We start from the raw sequence: 19,266 nt of genomic DNA, 5'->3' as shown, positions 1-19,266 counted from the left end.
TCAGCCCAGCAGGGCGAGGCGAGCCTGGACCTGCCCGTACAGCGCCGAGGACGGGCTGAGCGTGGCGAGGTAGGCCGACCACGCGGCGGCGTCCTCGCGGCCGTGCACCGACGCCGTCCACCGCGCCAGCAGCACCGGGTCACCGGACCGCAGCAGCGCCGCGTGGACGCGCACTCGCAACTCCTCGCGGATCTCCGCGATACCCGGGGCGTACGACGACGGGAGCACCACGCCGGAGTAGAGCCGCAGCGCCGCGTCGATGTCCCCGCGGTCGAGAGCCGCCCGCACGTCCTCGACGTCCGACGACAGTTCCGCCACCAGTCGATAGGGCCGCGAGGCCACACCGTCGGCCCCGAAAACCTTGCGCAGGCGAGACATCTCGGCTCGGACGGTGACCGAGTCCAGCTCGTTCTCGTCGAGCAGCACGGCGAGATGGTCGGAGCTCAGCCCCTCGGGATGCGCCCGCAACAGCAGCAGCATCTCGGCGTGCCGTCCGGACAGGGCGACGCGTTCACCGCCGCGGACCAACGACGGGCGCCCGGCTCCGAGTACCTCCAGCCGGACTCCGGTGTCGAGATCGGGACGCGGGGACTCGAGCAGATGCAATCGCAGTTCGGACTCGGCCGCCGCCACCGTCGCGCGGACCAACGAGAGCACCTCGGGAACCGCGACGCGCGGACCGCCCGTGATGTCGATGGCCCCCAGGATGCGGCCGGTGACGGGGTGGTGGACGGGGGCTGCACTGCAACTCCACTCGTGCACGGGCCGCGAGAAGTGCTCGGCCGCGAAGATCTGCACGCAGTGATCGATGGCCAACGCGGTGCCGGGGGCGTTGGTGCCCATCCGCCCCTCGCTCCAGTCAGCGCCCTCGGTGAAGTTCATGGCGTTCGCGCGATCCTTCGCCGCGGTGTCGCCCTCGACCCACAGCAGCCGGCCCGACGCGTCGGTGATGGCCACGAGAAGACCGGTGTCGGCGGCGTCCTCGACGAGGAGTTTGCGCACCACGGGTCGGATGACGGACATCGGGTGATCGGCGCGGTACTGCGCGAGCGTGACGTCGTCGAGGAGATCGTCCGCACCACGATCGGGGTCGACGCCCATGTCGCGGCTACGCAGCCAGGAGTCGAGAACGACGGACCGCACGGGCGACTGGGGGTCGACGGGACGGGCGAGTCCCACGGTCGACAGGCCCGGCCCGACGAAGGTCTCGTGAGCGCGGGAGACGGAGCGCGCGAGCGTGGCGGCGTCGTCCCCGGGCCTCATCGCGACCCACGGATTGACCGTCACCACAGACCCCGCTTCCGTCAACAGCTCGCCCGGCAGATCGGCACACTCGACCGGCCTCCACTGTAACCCAGCTCACAGAGCGGGTGGTGGGGACTACTGGTTGCCGAGACGCGGCACCAGAGCACGGGGGTCGCGGTGCGACACGGCGCCCACCCAGAGCCCGGTGCCGTAGGCGACGTCGTCGATGCGCTTGTACGCCGCGTAGCGCACCGGACCGAGGCCGCCCGGCTCCCGGTGCTCGACCCAGTCCCGCACACCCTCCGCCACCGCGATGGCCAGCGCCAGACGTCGGATGCGCCGGGAGAACAGCACGGCCACCAGCGTGACCGGCCAGTAGTGCCGCACCGCCGCGGAGGCCAACTGCCAAGCGCCCCCGACGGTTCCGCGTGCCGCGAACACAGCGGCGAGGCGGGTGGGGTGATCCAGATCGACGAACAGGCGCCGTAGGCGGACCACCGTGGTGATCAGCGTGACCAGCGCACCGACCATGCCCGCACGCGTCCCCGAGGCGGCCAGCAGCAGTGCGAGCAGGGTCGACCGCGCCATGGCCACGGGCGGCACCTTCCCGTGGTGGCGGGAAGCCAGCTCGGTGGCACCGGTACCGTAGAACAGCTTGCGGCCGAACCACTTTCGCAGCGTGACGCGGTGATCGTGGGCGACGCGGGCCACCGGCTCGTACCGCAGGCGCCATCCCGCGTCCTGCAGTCGCCAGCACAGATCGACGTCCTCGGCCACATGCATCGCCTCGTCGAAGCCTCCGCAGTCGAGCACGGCCCGTCGCCGGGCGACGACCGCCGCACTGGGGACGTACGACACCGGGCCACCCGCGAACACCGGGGCCTCCCGGCGACCGAGATCGAGGGAGGACCGTGCGCGCTCGTAGCGGGCGAGCGCACTACCCTCCGGCTCGAGCGCCACGATGCGCGGAGCGACCAGCCCCACGGAGGGGTCGGAGAAATGACTGAGGACGACTTCGAGCCAGCCCTTGCGCGGCACCACGTCGGAGTCGAGGAACGCGACGAAGTCGGTCGTGGCCGCGGCGAGGCCGGCGTTGCGCGCCGCGGACGGTCCCCTCGGGGCGTCGTGCCGCACCACCGCGACCGAGGCACACAGTTCGTCCACGGCGATCTCGGCGTGCCGGACGGGAACGCGGGACCCGTCGTCCACGACGATCACGCGGAGTCCACGCAGCGCGCGCATCAGCCGCAGCAGTCCCTCGTGGTTGTCGCGGACCGGGATCACGACCGTCACGTCCGCGGCGGACGGAGTGCTCATCGGCCGGGGGTTCGCGACACCGGAGTCGAGCAGTCGACGCGCCACCGTGGCGGAGTCGGGATCGGACACCCGCAGGAATCCGTCGCCGATCATCGCGGCCGCGGCGGGTGCCAGCATCACCATCCTGGTGGGCGATCCGCCGAGGAGAACTCGACCGTTCGAGAGAGTCCGCACTCGAGGATCGATACGCACTCCGAATCCATCGGGAAGACGACCGTCGCGCATCGGGTCATCGTAAGGGCCTTTCTCGGTATTTGTCATAAGTCGGGCAGGATCGGCCCGAACACCCGCCGACGCTGGAATCGCGCTGTGGTCCGTTCGAGGGACACCCGCCCCGCGCGCACCGTGCATCGGCGCTGCTCGGCGCGCCGTGGCCCCGACCGGTCGGCGTGCCTGGTCTCGACTGTCAAGCGAGACTTGAGGTTCGCTCGGATCGAGCGGCCGCCGACCGGATCGTCCACGGCAGATCGACGTGCACCGGGGAGCCCGCGCCGCGAGCTCGGGCAGGCGAGCCGACTGCCCGGCAGCGGATCGATCGACCGGCGTCCGCCGACGTGAACGTTCACCATCTCTCGTCGCACCGATGCGGCGACACGCGAGCGTCCGACGACTCCCCCGGTTAGAGTCGCCATGTCCCGTCCCGGTTCGCAGAAGGGGTCACGATGCCGCCGCGTCGCCGCTCGGCCCTGCTCGCGAAACTGTCCCGCGACGTCGCGGGTGGTTCACAGGAGGAGATCCTCACCGAACTCCGCCGGGTCATCCTGTCGGGTGACGCCCCGCCGGGAACGCCCATTCCCCTGGGCGACGTCGCCGACGTGTTCGGAGTCAGCCGCATCCCGGTGCGCGAATCGCTGAAGACCCTCATCGGCGAGAATCTGGTGTCGCATCGACCCAACCTCGGATACACGGTCGCGCAGTTGACGTCTCAGGAACTGCGCGAGATGTACATCGTTCGGGAGGTGCTCGAGAACGCCGCCCTCGCGGTGGCGGCCGAGGCCGCCACCGACGGGGAACGGCGTCGTGCCGAACAGATCGAGCGAGACCTCCGATCCTCGATCGCGGACGACGATCCCCAGCGCTACCACCGGTTGAGCCGCGAGTTCCACATCGCCCTCACCGCGCCGTCCCGGATGTACCGCCTGCTCCACATGCTCGACGTCGCGTGGAACGTCACGGAGCCGGTCCAACCGATGGTGCACGTGAAGGGTGCGGACCGCGCGGCGTTGAACGACGATCACAGCGTCATGGTCCGCGCGTTCGTCGACCGCGACTCGGCGGCACTCCTGGCGGCGGCAGGGCACCACAACGAGCGGCTGAACGACGTCATCGCGACGCTTCCGGCGGGTTCCGGCCTGCTCTCCTGAGCCGGAACCGGACAGACCGGACCCGGAAACCTGCCGGTAAAGAGATATATCGGTTTCGTCACGACACGGAAATACAACGGGCTCAGACTTCTCCGCAGCACCGACCACGGTCCGCACCAGCGACGGAGACACGATGACCGACACCATTCCGCACACCGGCCCGTTCGACCCGCCTCCCGGGTCCCGCTCCGGTGTGAACGATCTGATCGAGGCACACGGGTACGCCGGAGGCGGGTCGACAGCAGAGGGACATCCGGTGGGGGGTGGAGTGATCAAGGAGGGGTACGACCCGAGGCTCACCAACGAGGACCTCGCCCCGCTGCGGAAGCAGACCTGGTCGTCCTACAACATCTTCGCGTTCTGGATGTCCGACGTGCACTCCGTGGGCGGATACGTCACCGCGGGCAGCCTTTTCGCGCTGGGACTGGCCAGTTGGCAGGTGCTCGTCTGTCTCCTCGTCGGCATCTCGATCGTCTACGTCTTCTGCAACCTGGTGGCCAAGCCCAGTCAGGTCGCAGGTGTCCCGTACCCGGTGATCTGTCGATCGGTCTTCGGCGTCCTCGGGGCCAACGTTCCCGCCATCATCCGAGGACTGATCGCGGTGGCGTGGTACGGGATCCAGACCTTCCTGGCCTCCGCCGCGCTCGACATCGTGTTGATCAAGCTGTTCCCGGCGCTCGGTCCGTGGGCGGACCGAGATCTCCACGGCTTCGCGGGACTGTCCACTCTGGGGTGGGGCAGCTTCATGCTCCTGTGGGTCCTGCAGGCGGCGGTCTTCTGGCGCGGCATGGAGTCCATCCGCAAGTTCATCGACTTCTGCGGCCCGGCCGTCTACGTCGTCATGTTCCTGTTGTGCGGCTACCTGATTCACGAAGCCGGCTGGAGCGCCATCGACCTGAACCTCGGCGACGTCACCTACACGGGGTTCGCCGCGGTGCCCGTCATGCTCGGCGCGATCGCGCTCGTCGTCTCCTACTTCTCGGGTCCGATGCTCAACTTCGGCGACTTCTCGCGCTACGGAAAGAGCTACGCCGCCGTGAAGCGCGGCAACTTCCTGGGCCTGCCCGTCAACTTCCTGCTCTTCTCGATCCTCGTCGTCGTCACCGCGTCCCTCACCGTTCCCGTCTTCGGCGAGCTCATCACCGACCCCGTCACGACGGTGGCGCGCATCGACAGCACCTTCGCGATCGTGTTGGGCGCGTTGACCTTCACGATCGCCACGATCGGTATCAACATCGTCGCGAACTTCATCTCGCCGGCCTTCGACTTCTCCAACGTCAGCCCGCAGAAGATCAGCTGGCGCGCCGGCGGCATGATCGCCGCCGTCGGCTCCGTGCTCATCACGCCGTGGAACCTCTACAACAATCCCGACGTCATCCACTACACGCTCGAGACCCTGGGAGCGTTCATCGGACCGCTGTTCGGCATCCTCATCGCGGACTACTACCTCATCCGCAAGCAGAAGGTCATCGTCGACGACCTGTTCACCATGGACGAGAGCGGCACGTACCACTACGCCAAGGGCTACAACCCGGCCGCGCTGATCGCCACCGCCGTCGGTGCCGTCTTCGCGATGTTCCCCGTGCTCACGGGCGGCACCCTCACCGGAATGCACACCGCGGCGCAGTACAGCTGGTTCATCGGCTGCGGCATCGGCTTCGCCCTCTACTGGGTGCTGGCCACGAAGACCTCGCTACGGGTGCGGAACGTCCCCGCCTGACCGCGGATCCGGCGCCAGTCCCGGCATGAGCGAGCGCAGGAACAGCTCCTCGTAGTCGGGGCCGGCGTCGGTGCGGGCGTCGCCGAGACGGACCACCTCGGCGTGCAGTCGCTCCATCGTGATGTCGAGCGTGCCCGCGGCCATCGCCGCCTCGCGCAACTCGTCCCGCAGGCGTTGCGGCACCTCACCGTCGTACTTGTAGAAGATCTTGTGTTCGAGACTCGCCCAGAAGTCCATCGCGATGGTCCGGATCTGCAGCTCCACGAAGACGTGCTCCGTGCGGTCGGACAGGAACACCGGAATCTCGATGGTGAGGTGGAGACTGCGGTACCCGTTGGGCTTCGGATTCGCGATGTAGTCCTCGAACTCGAGCACTCGGATGTCGCTCTGCGACGCCAGCATCTCCTTCACCGCATAGGTGTCGGCGATGAAACTACAGGTGATCCGGACGCCGGCGATGTCGAACAGACCGGCGCGAATCGCCTGGAACGTCAACGGAATCCCCTTGCGCACGGCCTTCTCGGCGATGCTGCGCGGCGTCTTCAGCCGCGACACCACGTGCTCGATGGGGCTGTAGGAATGCAGGTGCGTGAACTCGTCCTTGAGGATGTCGATCTTGGTGGTGAGCTCCTGCATGCCGAAGCGGTAGGACATCATGAAGCGCGTGAACTCGTCGCGCGCCGCGGTGAGGTCGAACACCACCGGCTCGTCCACGCTCATCGCGCGTCCTCCCGGAGAACCTTCTGCATCCGGAGGGACGCGGTGTCGTACCCCAGCGACTCGTACAGCCGACGCGCCGCCGTGTTGAAGCCGAACACGTTGAGCCCGAGCACTGTTCCGCCGTTCTCCCGTACCGCGTCCTCCGCCAGGAGCATCGCCGCCCGGCCGAGACCGCGACCCCGGTACCGCTCGTCGATGGCGACGTCCCAGACCCACCAGTCGGTCGTGGTCGCGATCGACTGGGGCCCGATCCACAGTGACCCCACCACGGTCTCGCCGTCCAGCACGTCGTACACCTGATGATGCGGAGCCGGACGACCGTCGGGGAAGTAAGCGGAGAAACTCTGCTCGGCGTTGTCGGTCGCCTGTTCGAGGGTGTCACCCGCCCGGACGCGATCCGCGCGGTAGTCACCGCGGCTGCGCTCGACCCATTCGGGAAGTCGATCGTCGGGCATGGTCCTCAGCACCACTCGGGCCTGCGTGGAGTCTCCGTCGGCTGCGCTCACCCCTCCAGTGTCCCGGGTGCCGCACAGAGGTGGTTGAGCGTTCTACTTTCGGGTACCGCATCCTGGTGAGTGTCGTGTCCCGCCGTCCGATCCGGCATGCCGGTGGCCAGGGGGCGAGGTCCCTCGTCGATGTCGCCGACCGCGCGGGCGGATCGGTCACAGGTCCCGCCGAGCCTGTCACGGTGGACGATCTCTGTGACGATTCGCGTGCGGTGCGGCCCGGCGATCTGTATGTCGCGCTCCCCGGAACACGCTGGCACGGTCTCGATTTCGAGGAGGACGCCCAGCGCGCCGGCGCGGTGGCCGTGCTCAGCGATCGGCCCGGCACCCGGTTGCCGAGCATCGTGGTCGCGGATCCGCGGGTCGTCGTCGGTCCGCTGGCCGCATGGTTCCACGGGAGCCCGTCCTCGTCGATGGCCGTGTTCGGAGCGACGGGCACCAACGGCAAGACCAGCACGACGCACTTCCACCACGCCGGCCTGCGCGCCGCGGGTCATCGTGCGGGGATGATCTCCGGGGTCGCGGTCAGCGGCGCCGGCAGCGACGAGGCCCCGGTGCGCACCACTCCCGAGGCGACGGTGCTCCAACGCACGCTGTCGACGTTCGTCCACAACGGATGCACGGCCGCCGCCCTCGAGGTGTCCTCGCACGCCATCGCCCAGCACCGCGTCGACGGGGTGGAGTTCGCCGTCACCGCCTTCACCAATCTCGGCCGGGATCACCTCGACTTCCACGGCTCGATGGAGGAGTACTACCGGACCAAGGCCTCACTGTTCACCCCTGACCGCACCGGACGGGCCGTCGTCATGATCGACGACGAGTACGGGCGGCGGCTCGTGTCGGAGTGCGCGGTGCCGACGGTGACGTGCTCGGTGTCCGATCCTTCGGCGGACTTCCGCGCCGATCGCATCGACTGCACGACGCATCGCACCCGATTCCTCGCCCGGACCCCGGTGGGCGACATCCCGCTCTCACTGCAGGTTCTCGGCCCCCACCAGGTGGCGAACGCTCTGGTCGCACTCGCCTCCCTCGTCTCCGGTGGGGTGGACGCGGAGCGTGCGGCCGCCGGCATCTCGGCGCTGCACAACATTCCCGGCCGATGCGAGACCGTGTCGGCCGGCCAGGACTTCACCGCCCTCGTCGACTACATGCACAACGTGTCCGGCCAGCGCGCGATCCTGCCGTACCTGCGGCGCATCACCCCGGGGCGCCTGATCCTGGTCATCGGGGCGACCGGTGACCGTGACGTGGGCAAGCGCGTCGAGCTGGGCGCGGTCGCCGCGGCCTACGCGGACGACATCGTCGTCACGGACGAGAGTGCCAACGGCGAGGATCCGCACTCGATTCGCGCCGACGTCGTCCGCGGCGCCCGGTCCGGGGATCGGGGCGTCCGCGTGGTGGAGATCGCGGACCGGCGCGCAGCATTCCACCACGCCGTGGCGGACGCGGCGGCCGGGGACACCGTCGTCGTGGCGGGGCGAGGCAGCGACACCTGGCAGCACTTCGGCAGCCGAACCGTGTACTTCGACGATCATGCCGAACTGCACGACGCGATCGTCGCCCGATGACTCCCGCGGGTCAGCTCGCCGGCGTCTCCCGCTCGAACCGGTCGTCGATGCGCGCCGCCTTGTAGTAGACGATCGAGCCGATCCAGACCACCACGAACACGACCACCACGATCTGGCCCGCCAGGGTGAGATCCACTGCGGCCACCGCGTCCCAGATGCCGCCGGACAGTCCGAGTTCCTCACCGAGCAACGACAGGATCTGCACGGTGCCCACCACGAGGGCGAGGAAGATCGACAGGCCCGTCATCGTGATGTTGTAGTAGATCTTCCGGACCGGCGTGACGAAGGCCCAGCCGTACGCCTTGGACATGAAGACGCCGTCGAGCGTGTCCATCGTCGACATGCCGGCCGCGAACAGCACCGGCAGCGCGATGATGGCCATCGGCGGCAGGCCACCGGCGATGGCGCTGGTGCCCGCCACGGCGAGCAGACCGACCTGCGTGGCGGTGTCGAACCCCAGGCCGAAGAGCAGCCCCAGCGGATACATCTGCCACGAGTGGCTGATCATCCGGTCGTAGCGGCCGCGGAAGATCCGATTGAGCAGTCCTCTGCGTGCGAGGAGATCGTCGAGCGTCTCGTCGGAGAACTGTCCGCGCCGCGCGGCACGCCACATGCGCACGATGCCGACGAGGACGACCAGGTTCAGGGCCGCGATGAGGTAGAGGAACGTGCCGGAGACGAGGGTGCCGATGATGCCGCCGGTGTCCGCGAAGGCGTCCCGGAAGTCCGTCGCGCGCGATGCGGCGAACGCGATCGCGGCGACGAACGCGAACACGACCGTCGAGTGCCCGAGCGAGAAGAACAGTCCGACCGCCAGGGGCCGCTTGCCCTTCTGCAGCAACAGTCGGGTGGTGTCGTCGATGGCCGCGATGTGGTCGGCGTCGAAGGCGTGCCGCATGCCCAACGTGTAGGCCAACACCCCGGCGCCCGCGTAGACGAGAGTGCCGTCCGCGCCGGTGAGGCCGTGGATCGCCGGGATCGAGTCGTAGTGCAGGAACAGGCCCCACCCGACGACGTGCAGCGCCACGAGCACTGCTGCCAGGCCCAGGAGCCGGGGGATCTCGTCGCGGGTGAAACGCGCACGTCCGGTCACGGTGTCGGCAGACGTCATGGGACACCAATATTCCTCATGGAGCCCGTCCGCGCAGTGCTGGATCAGACGCGCGCGGGTGAACGGAGCACCGTCGTCGTGACGGCAACCGATGCCAGCGCCACGACGACCGCTCCGTAGACCGTCGCGGTGACGAGGAGACCGGCCGAGTGGATCGCAACACCCGCGACGATGGCCGGCACGCTGAAGGCGAGGTAACTCAGCACGAGCGTCGTGGCGAAGACACTGCCGCGATGCTCCGGCGGTGCGAGAGCGCCGATGATGCTCATCGCGCCGAGGAACGTCGCGCCCCAGCCGAACCCGGACACCGCGGTCCCGACGAAGTACAGCGGCGCCGACGCGATGTGCAGCCCGACGAGATTCACCACGATGCCCGCGGCGAGAGTGAGTGCACCGGCGGTCATGGCCGTGCGCGGGAGAAGAGTACGAGCGGACGCGGCACCGATCGCTCCGGCCGTGAACATCGTGAAGATGTCCAGCCCGCCCACGACGGCGCCGCGGAGATCGAAGACCGTGCCCATGATGGACGGCCCCAGCGACAGGTGGAACCCGCCCAGCGACCACGTCGCGACGAGCGCGGGGACGACCGGCCAGAAGTGGGCGCGGATCGACACGGGCAGCCCGAGGGTCGGCGTCAGCACCCGCATGACGTGTCGACGGTCGTCGAAGCCTGCCCGGACCGCGGATTCCGGCACCGCCACGACGAGCGCCGTGAGGACGACCAGCGCGACGATCATCACGACGTACACGAGCGTGGTGGGGAACGGCGCGAACTGCACCAGCAGTCCGGCCGCGATACCGCCTGCTCCCAGCCCGAAGGCCGGTGCGACCGAGCTCACCAGGGGGCCGAGACGGTCGGTCGGCTGCAGATCGATGATCGCAGCGGTCAGGGCACCCATGGCCGCGCCGGCCGCCAGGCCCTGCACGACGCGCGCGGCGATGAGCCAGCCGACCCCGTCGGCGAACACGAAGACGACCTGGCTGGCGATCAGCACGAGCAGCGACGTCACGATCACGGGCTTACGGCCGAGGTGGTCGGACAGCGACCCGACGGTCAACAGGGCGGCGAGTAGTGCGAAGACGTACACGGCGAAGACGATGGTCAGCGTCGACGCGCCGAATCCCCATCGGGACTGGTACACGGGGTACAGCGGGGACGGCGCCGCCGACGATCCCATGACGGTGAAGAACACGAGGGCCACCACCCAGAACGAGCGAACGGGGGTCATCCAGGACTGGGGTCGCACCTCGGTCGTCGTCACCGTGGGTCCAACTCCCCCCACCGACTCCTCATTCCCGGGACGGTGACGGCGTCAGAGCGTCGCGGGCACCGCGAGCGATCGCCCGGCCGCGAAGCGCAACGCACTGTCGGGGAGGGAACCGTCGCGTCCCGACAGGGTCACCGACACGCTCCCGTGTCCCTCACGCGGCGACGACATCTCGTCGAGGCGGCGCAGAGTCTGGGCCGCGACGGCCTCGGCGCTGTCGAACATCCGCACACCCGGCGGCAGCGCCGCCATGATCTCGTCCGCTACCAGCGGATAGTGGGTGCACCCCAGGACGATGCCCTGCACGTCGTCCGGCGTCCGCGCCGCTGCCGACGCGATGGCCGCGCTGACGGCCGCGAGATCACCACGGTCGATGGCATCGGCGAGCCCGTGGCACGCGACGGCCGACACCGTGCGACCCGACGCGAACTCCGCGATCAAGCGCGCCTGATACGACGACGCGGTGGTCGCCGCCGTCGCCCACACCGTGATCGAGTCACACTGCAGTGCAGCGGGTTTGATGGCCGGAACCGTCCCGACCACGGGGGTGGACCCCAGGGCCGCGCGGGTCGCGTCGAGCGCGATGACGCTGGCGGTGTTGCACGGCAGCACCACCACCTCGGCTCCACCGTCGACGGCGCGCCGCGCCGTCTCCACGACGTGCGCCTCCGTCCACGCGGTGGGCTTGGGTCCCCACGGCGCGTTGTCCGGGTCGAGGTACAGATGAAGGTCGAGCGACGGGCGCAGTCGACGCAGGCGGGCTGCCGTGGGCAACGACCCCAGGCCCGAGTCGATCAGCGCGACGTTCACGGTGACAATCTACCGCCCCGGCACCGGCCGACCTCCGGACGTCGGCGCGCGGCCACGATGGATGCGGAAGGCCGGAGGCCGGTCGGAATGTGACAGAGCGCAGACTGAGCGGATGACCGCTCCGCTCGAGCCCGATGAGGCCGACCTCATCGCCGCGGCGGTGCTCGCGGTCCCCGGTGTGGCCGGCCTGCACTCCGGCCTCTTCGGTGAGGCCGTGACGCTGCTGCCGGGTCGACGCATCGAGGGCGTGGTGGTGGGGCACGAGTCCTGCGCCGTGCACATCACGGTCCGCTGTCCGGGAGATCCCGACTCCGTCGTCCACGCCGTCCAGGAGACGCTCGCGCGTGTCGTCCGGATTCCCGTTGTGGTCACGGTGGAGGATTTCGCCGTCGAGTGAGTCGGCGTCACAACGCTTTTCGGCACGGTTGCCGTCGCGACCCGAGAGGACGAGGGTTGCGCGCGCGCCGACGCGGGATCGGCGCGGAAACGGAACTCACATGATGCGCACGATCCTTCGCCGCACTGTCGGCACGACCCTCACCGCCCTCGTGGCACTCACGCTCGGAGCATCCCCTGCATCGGCCGCTCCGGGCGGTGCTCCGCCCATCGCGCAGGTGCGCACTCTCTCCGCCGGCGCCACGGTCACCGTGGTCGGCACGGTCACCACACCGCCCGGCGCCTTCGCATCGAGCTTCCTCGACGTCGGGTTCGGGATCCAGGACCGCACCGCCGGCATCTACATCAGCGCCTCGGCGCCCACCGACGTCGTGCCGGGTACATCGGTGCGTGTCACGGGGTCGCTCGCGGACCAGTCCGGACTTCTGGTGGTGCGACCGACGAGCATCGTGTCGCTGGGACCGGTCGATGCGGTGGCACCCAGACCGGTGGTGGTCCGCGTGGTCGGCGAGTCCACCGAGGCGTCGCTGGTGACGGTCGTCGGACGCGTCACGAGCGCCGTGGTGGACGATCTGCCGTACGGGTACAAGTTCACGATCGCGGACCGGACCGGGGAGACCACCGTCTTCGTCAACACGCAGACGGGCATCGACGTGAGCGCGATCCGCGCGGGGCAGACACTGCGCGTCACCGGCATGAGCAGCCAGTACGAGGACCACTACGAGATCGATCCGCGCTCTCCCGCGGACGTCGTCGTGCTGCCCTGATTCCACACACGCCGAACGGCGCCCACCCCGCAGGGTGAGCGCCGTTCGGTGTGAGGCGGTCTTACTTGTTGATCTTCGTGACGCGACCGGCGCCGACGGTGCGGCCACCCTCGCGGATCGCGAAGCGCAGGCCCTCGTCCATGGCGACCGGCTGGATCAGCACGACGGACATCTCGGTGTTGTCACCGGGCATGACCATCTCGGTGCCCTCGGGGAGGGTCACGACGCCCGTCACGTCCGTGGTACGGAAGTAGAACTGCGGGCGGTAGTTGTTGAAGAACGGGGTGTGGCGACCGCCCTCGTCCTTCGACAGGATGTATGCCTGGCCCTCGAACTCCGTGTGGGGAGTGGTGGTGCCGGGCTTGACGACGACCTGTCCACGCTCGACATCTTCGCGCTTGATGCCGCGGACGAGGAGGCCGACGTTGTCGCCCGCCTGGCCCGAGTCGAGGAGCTTGCGGAACATCTCGATGCCGGTGACCGTGGTCTTGGTCGACTTCTCCTTGATGCCGACGATCTCGACATCCTCGTTGACGTTGACCGAGCCACGCTCGATACGGCCGGTGACGACGGTGCCGCGACCGGTGATGGTGAAGACGTCCTCGACGGGCATGAGGAAGGGCTTCTCGGTCTCACGGACGGGGTCCGGAACCGAGTCGTCCACTGCCTGCATGAGCTCGAGAACCGACTCGGCCCACTTCTCGTCGCCCTCGAGGGCCTTGAGAGCGGAGACCTTGACGACGGGAGCGTCCTCGTCGAACTCCTGTGCGGCGAGGAGCTCGCGCACCTCCATCTCGACGAGCTCGATGATCTCGTCGTCGTCCACCATGTCGGCCTTGTTCAGCGCGACGAGGATGTACGGCACGCCGACCTGGCGAGCGAGCAGGACATGCTCGCGCGTCTGGGGCATGGGGCCGTCGGTCGCTGCGACGACGAGGATCGCGCCGTCCATCTGTGCCGCGCCGGTGATCATGTTCTTGATGTAGTCGGCGTGGCCGGGAGCGTCGACGTGTGCGTAGTGACGCTTCTCGGTCTGGTACTCGACGTGGGAGATGTTGATCGTGATACCACGAGCCTTCTCCTCCGGAGCCTTGTCGATCTGGTCGAAGGCCGACGCCTCGTTCAGGTCCGGGAACTTGTCGTGCAGAACCTTGGTGATTGCAGCCGTCAGCGTCGTCTTACCGTGGTCAACGTGACCGATGGTGCCGATGTTGACGTGCGGCTTGGTCCGATCGAACTTCGCCTTGGCCACTGTGTCCTCCTGGACTGTTATTGCCTGCGTTATGCAGCATTACGGATGTACTTACGGGTGGTGCGGTGTGACGGTGGTACCGGGTCCAGCTTCGGAGACTATTCTCCGGTGGCCTTCGCGATGATCTCCTTCGAGACGTTCGAGGGAACCTCTGCGTAGGAGTCGAAGACCATGGAGTAGTTCGCTCGGCCCTGGGTGCGAGACCGCAGGTCACCGATGTAACCGAACATCTCCGACAGCGGAACCAGCGCCTTGACGACACGGGCACCACTGCGTTCCTCCATGGCCTGGATCTGGCCACGGCGGGAGTTCACATCGCCGATCACGTCGCCCATGTACTCCTCGGGCGTGATCACCTCGACCGCCATGAGCGGTTCGAGGATGACCGGACCGGCCTTGCGGGCAGCTTCCTTGAAGGCCTGCGAACCCGCGATCTTGAACGCCATCTCGGACGAGTCGACGTCGTGGTACGCGCCGTCGAGCAGGATCAGCTTGACGTTCACCAGCGGGTAGCCGGCGAGAACGCCGTACTGCATCGCGTCCTGCGCGCCGGCATCCACGGACGGGATGTACTCGCGCGGGATACGACCGCCGGAAACCTTGTTCTCGAACTCGTAGGTCGCGCCGTCCTCGCCGATGAAGGGCTCGAGGCCGATGATGACCTTCGCGAACTGGCCGGAGCCACCCGTCTGCTTCTTGTGGGTGAACTCCTGCTTCTCGACGATCTTGGTGATCGTCTCGCGGTAGGCCACCTGCGGCTTGCCGACGTTGGCCTCGACCTTGAACTCGCGACGCATGCGGTCGACGAGGATGTCGAGGTGGAGCTCGCCCATGCCGCCGATGACGGTCTGGCCGGTCTCCTCGTCGAGCTTGACCGAGAAGGTCGGGTCCTCTTCGGCCAGCTTCTGGATGGCCGTGCCGAGCTTCTCCTGGTCGGACTTCGTCTTCGGCTCGATCGACACCTGGATGACCGGGTCCGGGAACGTCATCGACTCGAGGATGATCTGGTTCTGCGGATCGCAGAGCGTGTCACCCGTCGTCGTGTCCTTCAGACCGATCACGGCGTAGATGTGGCCGGCGCTGGCGGTCGCGACCGGGTTCTCCTTGTTGGAGTGCATCTGGAAGAGCTTGCCCAGACGCTCCTTCTTGCCCTTGGTCGAGTTGATGACCTGCGAGCCGGAGTCGACCTTGCCCGAGTACACGCGCACGTACGTCAGCTTGCCGAAGAACGGGTGCGTCGCGATCTTGAACGCGAGCGCCGCGAACGGCTCTTCGGCGGACGGCTTGCGAGTGAGTTCCTTCTCCTCGTCGCCCACGGCGTGACCGATGGTCTCGGCGACGTCGAGCGGGGACGGGAGGTAGTCGATGACCGCGTCGAGCATGGGCTGGACGCCCTTGTTCTTGAACGCGGAACCGCACAGGATCGGGTACAGCTCGGAGTTGACCGTCATCTTGCGAATCGCGGTCTTGACCTCGTCGATGGTCAGCTCGTCACCGCTGAAGTGCTTCTCCAGCAGTGCCTCGTCGGACTCGGCGACGGTCTCGAGCAGCTCGGTGCGGTACTGCTCGGCCCGCTCCTTCAGCTCCTCGGGGATCTCGACGGTCTCGTAGGTCTCGCCGAGCTTCGTCTCTCCGCGCCAGACCTTCGCGTTCATCTCGATCAGGTCGACGATGCCCTCGAAGCTGTCCTCTGCGCCGATCGGCAACTGGATGACCAGCGGCTTGGCGCCGAGGCGATCCTTGATGGTCTGCACGGTGAAGTAGAAGTCCGCACCGAGCTTGTCCATCTTGTTGACGAAACAGATGCGCGGCACGTCGTACTTGTCGGCCTGACGCCACACCTGCTCGGACTGGGGCTCGACGCCCTCCTTGCCGTCGAACACGGCGACGGCACCGTCGAGGACGCGGAGCGAACGCTCCACCTCGACCGTGAAGTCGACGTGCCCGGGGGTGTCGATGATGTTGATCTGGTTGTCGTTCCAGAAGCACGTCGTGGCAGCAGACGTGATGGTGATGCCACGCTCCTGCTCCTGCTCCATCCAGTCCATGGTGGCTGCGCCGTCATGGACCTCACCGATCTTGTACGAGATACCGGTGTAGAAGAGGATGCGCTCGGTAGTGGTGGTCTTACCGGCATCGATGTGGGCCATGATGCCGATGTTGCGGACCTTGTTCAGGTCGGTCAGCACGTCCTGTGCCACGAATTCATCCCGCCTTGGTGTTGGAAGAAGTGAGTCGAAGGTTCAACGCTCGGGTGGCGCCGGATGTTTCCCGGCGCCCCCGAGACGCGATCACCAGCGGTAGTGCGCGAATGCCTTGTTGGCTTCCGCCATCTTGTGCGTGTCCTCGCGACGCTTGACTGCTGCGCCGAGACCGTTGCTGGCATCGAGGAGTTCGTTGGCCAGACGCTCGACCATCGTCTTCTCGCGACGAGCGCGGGAGAACGAGACGAGCCAGCGCAGAGCCAGCGTGGTGGAGCGGCCCGGACGAACCTCGACCGGAACCTGGTAGGTGGCGCCACCGACACGACGGCTGCGGACCTCGAGGGCCGGCTTGACGTTGTCCAGTGCGCGCTTGAGCGTCACGACGGGATCGGTGCCCGTCTTCTCGCGTGCCTGCTCGAGAGCCTGGTACACGATGCGCTCCGCGGTCGACTTCTTGCCGTCCAGCAGGATCTTGTTGACCAGCTGGGTGACCAGCGGCGAACCGTAGACGGGATCGTTGATCAGCGGGCGCTTGGGTGCTGGGCCTTTACGTGGCATGTCAGCTCTTCTCCTTCTTGGCGCCGTACTTGCTGCGAGCCTGCTTGCGGTTCTTCACGCCCTGCGTGTCGAGCGAGCCACGGATGATCTTGTAACGGACACCCGGGAGGTCCTTCACGCGACCACCGCGCACGAGCACCATGGAGTGCTCCTGCAGGTTGTGGCCCTCACCGGGGATGTAGGCGGTGACCTCGACGGACGTGGTCAGGCGGACGCGAGCGACCTTACGAAGCGCGGAGTTCGGCTTCTTCGGGGTGGTGGTGTAAACGCGAGTGCACACACCACGGCGCTGCGGGCTGCCCTTCAGGGCAGCGGTCTTCAGCTTCGCGACCTTGTCGGTGCGACCCTTGCGGACCAGCTGGTTGATTGTTGGCATGAACCGGCTTTCTTCGTGTCGAGAAACAGGGATCTAGCAGTTGGGGCAAGAGAACGCTGCCCCTCACCCAGTAGTGCTTCCGCGGGCTTCGTGCACCCCGCGGTCGGGTGTGTCGCATACCCCCACACGGCAGCCGCGGTTCTTGCTCGATGGTGAACTCGAACACGGCTGTACCTCGCATAGGCACACAGACGTACCGGCTGGGCCGGGCACGACCTGTAACGGTACCCGGCGGCGCGCCTGATGGTCAAAACGCCCCTGCATCGGGTACAGGAGTTCACCCTTCCGTCGTCACGCCGACAGATTGAGCGAGAGCTGCATCAACCGCGTGGCCGACTCACAGGGATCGGTCGGGTTCCCCGGCCGATACTGCACCCACCAGCCGATGACCCCGGAATCGGGCGACTGCGCCGCTACGCCGCACGATGCCGGGTCGTCCGGTTGACGGATCTCGAGGGCCTTCCGCGAGGACACCTCGACGTCGCTCACCGTCCACCCCATACGTTCGTTCGCCTCGCGCTCGGCCGCGAGTGACCCCGTCTCGAACCAGTCGAACGTCACCTTGACCGCGCCGCCCGGGCCGGTCAGGTCCCACCGGCAGATGGCCCCGATGAAGCCCTGGTCGATGGCGTCGCCGCCCACGACGTCGGCGATCTGCTCCGGCGTCACGGTGTCGCACTCCTCGAGGAGCGAGCGGAACTCGCCGTCCGCGCCACTCACGCCCGCTGCCACGGGCGTGCCCTCGATGGTCGACCCGCATCCGGCGAGCACCGCGATGACCGACAGCGCCGCCAGCACGCGTCCGGCCCTCATTGCGCGCGCTCCGCGACGAGCGTCATCAGCCTCTCGGCGACGGCGCACGGATCCGCGGTGGGAGCGCTGTCGGCGTACATGACGGAGAAGTGGACGAAGTCGTCGCCGTACTGCAGACCGTTCTCGCAGAGGTACGTCACACCCGTCGCGTTCTCGGATCGCGCCTCGAACCCCGGCCGACCCTCGATCTCGATGTCCGCTGCCGGTCGGCCGATCAGTTCCGACCCCATGCGCTCACGCCCGATCGGGCTCCCGCGGTACCAGGAGAAGCTGACAGACGGGCCGGTCGGACCCGACACCTCCCACTCGCAGCCCACCGAGTTGCGGGTCACGATCGCGAACGACGGCACGGCGAACGCAGTGCGGACCTCCTCGTCGGACAGACCGCCGCAGACGCCGAAGAACGGGCCGGGTCCCTGCGACGCGGACGTGGACGGCGCGTCGTCGGTGGCGGCATCGGAGTCGGATCCGCAACCGGTGAGCCCGAGCAGCACCACTGCTGCCACGCCGGCCCACCGCACGGAGTTCATGGCGGCAGCTTATCGGAGTGCGGACTGTCGCGAGTACGCCGAAAGTGCCGTGATGCGAGCGCCGATCACGACAGTTCGGACGTATTCGCGGGGGTGCTGGTGCTGGTGGTGGTATCGAGGGCGAGGGACGCGTCGAGCACCGAGGCCCACACCTTCACGATCTCGGCGCGGCGGCGCGAATCGTCGCTGAGCACGTCGGCGAGACCGAGCCCGCGGGCCAGGTCGAGGGTGGCCTGCACGAGTCGGTGGGTGCGCGGATCACTGTCGTCGGCGCCGAGGTGATCGACCGCCGTGCGGTGCGCCACGCGACCGAACTTCTCCTCGAGAGGCAGGACCCGGGCACGCATCTCGGGATCCGCGGCCGCGGCGGTCCAGACCTGCAGCGCGGCACGGAAGATGGGGCTCGTGTAGTAGTCGACCAGCCGGGTGACCACGGCCTCGGTCCGCCCGGCGCCCTGCGGGAGCGCACTGCTCTCGGCTCGCGCCTCCCCCATGCGCGTGTCGAACATGTACTCGAGCGCCGCGGTGATGAGGTCCTCCCGCGTCGGGAAGTGATGCTGGGTGGCACCGCGAGAGACGCCGGCCCGCTCGGCCACGACGGCGACCGTCGTCGCCGCCCATCCCTCGGTGGCGAGCGCGTCGATCGTGGACTCGAGCAGACGCAGTCGCGTGGCGCGGCTGCGATCCTGCTTCGGGCTGCGGGTGTCACCGACCCGGTGACGAGTGGGCACGGTCATGGCC

19 protein-coding genes are annotated in these 19,266 nt (G+C 68.0%); 5 read left to right on the top strand and 14 right to left on the bottom strand.

The genetic code is table 11. The features are described 5' to 3' along the window. Both QE397_RS02105 and mftF read right to left on the bottom strand, forming a co-directional pair. Positions 1 to 1,263, bottom strand: a complete 1,263-nt coding sequence (locus QE397_RS02105; RefSeq protein ID WP_307097317.1) for a transcriptional regulator — start codon at positions 1,261 to 1,263, stop codon at positions 1 to 3. 117 nt (positions 1,264 to 1,380) lie between these two features. After that, positions 1,381 to 2,787 carry a mycofactocin biosynthesis glycosyltransferase MftF gene (mftF, locus tag QE397_RS02100; RefSeq protein WP_027504628.1) on the bottom strand — a complete coding sequence of 469 codons (1,407 nt, stop codon included), beginning with the start codon at positions 2,785 to 2,787 and terminating at the stop codon, positions 1,381 to 1,383. A 437-nt stretch (positions 2,788 to 3,224) separates the two neighbouring features. On the opposite strand from mftF, the gene QE397_RS02095 reads away from it, so the two are divergent. After that, entirely contained in the window at positions 3,225 to 3,926 is a 702-nt protein-coding gene (locus tag QE397_RS02095; RefSeq protein WP_307091362.1) for a GntR family transcriptional regulator, read from the top strand. 133 nt (positions 3,927 to 4,059) lie between these two features. Then, the gene (locus tag QE397_RS02090; RefSeq protein ID WP_056441786.1) at positions 4,060 to 5,646 is read left to right on the top strand and encodes an NCS1 family nucleobase:cation symporter-1; all 1,587 of its coding nucleotides are present in this window, start codon (positions 4,060 to 4,062) and stop codon (positions 5,644 to 5,646) included. On the opposite strand, the gene QE397_RS02085 is transcribed toward QE397_RS02090, so the two are convergent. Both QE397_RS02085 and QE397_RS02080 read right to left on the bottom strand, forming a co-directional pair. After that, positions 5,620 to 6,366: a GTP pyrophosphokinase family protein gene (locus QE397_RS02085; protein WP_081821128.1), complete on the bottom strand. Its 747-nt coding sequence runs from the start codon at positions 6,364 to 6,366 to the stop codon at positions 5,620 to 5,622. The genes QE397_RS02090 and QE397_RS02085 overlap by 27 nt on opposite strands. Continuing rightward, the gene (locus QE397_RS02080; protein ID WP_222639331.1) at positions 6,363 to 6,872 is read right to left on the bottom strand and encodes a GNAT family N-acetyltransferase; all 510 of its coding nucleotides are present in this window, start codon (positions 6,870 to 6,872) and stop codon (positions 6,363 to 6,365) included. Before QE397_RS02080 ends, QE397_RS02085 begins: the two co-directional genes overlap by 4 nt. 65 nt (positions 6,873 to 6,937) lie before the next feature. Here QE397_RS02080 and QE397_RS02075 point away from each other — a divergent pair, with 65 nt between their 5' ends. Beyond that, positions 6,938 to 8,440 carry a UDP-N-acetylmuramoyl-L-alanyl-D-glutamate--2,6-diaminopimelate ligase gene (locus QE397_RS02075; RefSeq protein ID WP_307091359.1) on the top strand — a complete coding sequence of 501 codons (1,503 nt, stop codon included), beginning with the start codon at positions 6,938 to 6,940 and terminating at the stop codon, positions 8,438 to 8,440. A gap of 10 nt (positions 8,441 to 8,450) precedes the next feature. Here QE397_RS02075 and QE397_RS02070 read toward each other — a convergent pair whose 3' ends face one another. The 3 genes from QE397_RS02070 to QE397_RS02060 are packed head-to-tail and all read right to left on the bottom strand — an operon-like array spanning position 8,451 to position 11,629. Then, on the bottom strand, positions 8,451 to 9,551 hold the full coding sequence (locus QE397_RS02070) for a HoxN/HupN/NixA family nickel/cobalt transporter (RefSeq protein WP_222649742.1): 1,101 nt from the start codon (positions 9,549 to 9,551) through the stop codon (positions 8,451 to 8,453). 44 nt (positions 9,552 to 9,595) lie between these two features. Further along, a complete protein-coding gene (locus QE397_RS02065; protein WP_307091356.1) occupies positions 9,596 to 10,813 on the bottom strand; it encodes an MFS transporter in 1,218 nt (405 codons plus the stop codon). A gap of 51 nt (positions 10,814 to 10,864) precedes the next feature. Continuing rightward, a complete protein-coding gene (locus tag QE397_RS02060) occupies positions 10,865 to 11,629 on the bottom strand; it encodes a glutamate racemase (RefSeq protein WP_307091354.1) in 765 nt (254 codons plus the stop codon). Between the two features lie 112 nt (positions 11,630 to 11,741). Between QE397_RS02060 and QE397_RS02055 the strand changes: the two genes are divergently transcribed. Beyond that, entirely contained in the window at positions 11,742 to 12,026 is a 285-nt protein-coding gene (locus QE397_RS02055) for a hypothetical protein (protein ID WP_027504619.1), read from the top strand. Between the two features lie 100 nt (positions 12,027 to 12,126). Next, a complete protein-coding gene (locus QE397_RS02050) occupies positions 12,127 to 12,792 on the top strand; it encodes a hypothetical protein (protein ID WP_027504618.1) in 666 nt (221 codons plus the stop codon). Positions 12,793 to 12,853: 61 nt separating this feature from the next. Here QE397_RS02050 and tuf read toward each other — a convergent pair whose 3' ends face one another. From tuf to QE397_RS02015, 7 genes are all read right to left on the bottom strand, one after another. Beyond that, the gene (tuf, locus tag QE397_RS02045; protein WP_027504617.1) at positions 12,854 to 14,044 is read right to left on the bottom strand and encodes an elongation factor Tu; all 1,191 of its coding nucleotides are present in this window, start codon (positions 14,042 to 14,044) and stop codon (positions 12,854 to 12,856) included. Between the two features lie 98 nt (positions 14,045 to 14,142). Further along, the gene (fusA, locus tag QE397_RS02040) at positions 14,143 to 16,245 is read right to left on the bottom strand and encodes an elongation factor G (RefSeq protein WP_307091351.1); all 2,103 of its coding nucleotides are present in this window, start codon (positions 16,243 to 16,245) and stop codon (positions 14,143 to 14,145) included. Between the two features lie 90 nt (positions 16,246 to 16,335). Next, complete coding sequence (rpsG, locus tag QE397_RS02035) at positions 16,336 to 16,806, bottom strand: 30S ribosomal protein S7 (RefSeq protein WP_027504615.1); 471 nt, start codon at positions 16,804 to 16,806, stop codon at positions 16,336 to 16,338. A 1-nt stretch (position 16,807) separates the two neighbouring features. Next, a complete protein-coding gene (rpsL, locus tag QE397_RS02030; RefSeq protein WP_027504614.1) occupies positions 16,808 to 17,182 on the bottom strand; it encodes a 30S ribosomal protein S12 in 375 nt (124 codons plus the stop codon). A gap of 291 nt (positions 17,183 to 17,473) precedes the next feature. After that, complete coding sequence (locus QE397_RS02025) at positions 17,474 to 17,995, bottom strand: DUF3558 domain-containing protein (RefSeq protein WP_307091348.1); 522 nt, start codon at positions 17,993 to 17,995, stop codon at positions 17,474 to 17,476. Beyond that, positions 17,992 to 18,525: a DUF3558 domain-containing protein gene (locus tag QE397_RS02020; RefSeq protein WP_307091346.1), complete on the bottom strand. Its 534-nt coding sequence runs from the start codon at positions 18,523 to 18,525 to the stop codon at positions 17,992 to 17,994. Before QE397_RS02020 ends, QE397_RS02025 begins: the two co-directional genes overlap by 4 nt. Positions 18,526 to 18,590: 65 nt before the next feature. Further along, positions 18,591 to 19,262, bottom strand: a complete 672-nt coding sequence (locus tag QE397_RS02015; RefSeq protein ID WP_222649745.1) for a TetR/AcrR family transcriptional regulator — start codon at positions 19,260 to 19,262, stop codon at positions 18,591 to 18,593. Positions 19,263 to 19,266: the final 4 nt, after the last annotated feature.

Source organism: Rhodococcus sp. SORGH_AS_0301 (genome assembly GCF_030818285.1).
In the GTDB taxonomy this organism is placed as follows: domain Bacteria; phylum Actinomycetota; class Actinomycetes; order Mycobacteriales; family Mycobacteriaceae; genus Rhodococcoides.
Note: the sequence above shows the minus strand (reverse complement) of the source record. Positions and strands in the feature narration are given on the sequence as shown.

Coding starts and splice junctions, on each gene's coding strand:
- mftF (WP_027504628.1), bottom strand. CDS start 2,787: ATGCGCGACGGTCGTCTTCCCGATGGATTCGGAGTGCGTATCGATCCT.
- QE397_RS02020 (WP_307091346.1), bottom strand. CDS start 18,525: ATGAACTCCGTGCGGTGGGCCGGCGTGGCAGCAGTGGTGCTGCTCGGG.
- rpsL (WP_027504614.1), bottom strand. CDS start 17,182: ATGCCAACAATCAACCAGCTGGTCCGCAAGGGTCGCACCGACAAGGTC.
- rpsG (WP_027504615.1), bottom strand. CDS start 16,806: ATGCCACGTAAAGGCCCAGCACCCAAGCGCCCGCTGATCAACGATCCC.
- QE397_RS02025 (WP_307091348.1), bottom strand. CDS start 17,995: ATGAGGGCCGGACGCGTGCTGGCGGCGCTGTCGGTCATCGCGGTGCTC.
- QE397_RS02055 (WP_027504619.1), top strand. CDS start 11,742: ATGACCGCTCCGCTCGAGCCCGATGAGGCCGACCTCATCGCCGCGGCG.
- QE397_RS02085 (WP_081821128.1), bottom strand. CDS start 6,366: ATGAGCGTGGACGAGCCGGTGGTGTTCGACCTCACCGCGGCGCGCGAC.
- QE397_RS02015 (WP_222649745.1), bottom strand. CDS start 19,262: ATGACCGTGCCCACTCGTCACCGGGTCGGTGACACCCGCAGCCCGAAG.
- QE397_RS02070 (WP_222649742.1), bottom strand. CDS start 9,551: ATGACGTCTGCCGACACCGTGACCGGACGTGCGCGTTTCACCCGCGAC.
- QE397_RS02105 (WP_307097317.1), bottom strand. CDS start 1,263: ATGAGGCCCGGGGACGACGCCGCCACGCTCGCGCGCTCCGTCTCCCGC.
- QE397_RS02050 (WP_027504618.1), top strand. CDS start 12,127: ATGATGCGCACGATCCTTCGCCGCACTGTCGGCACGACCCTCACCGCC.
- QE397_RS02095 (WP_307091362.1), top strand. CDS start 3,225: ATGCCGCCGCGTCGCCGCTCGGCCCTGCTCGCGAAACTGTCCCGCGAC.
- QE397_RS02090 (WP_056441786.1), top strand. CDS start 4,060: ATGACCGACACCATTCCGCACACCGGCCCGTTCGACCCGCCTCCCGGG.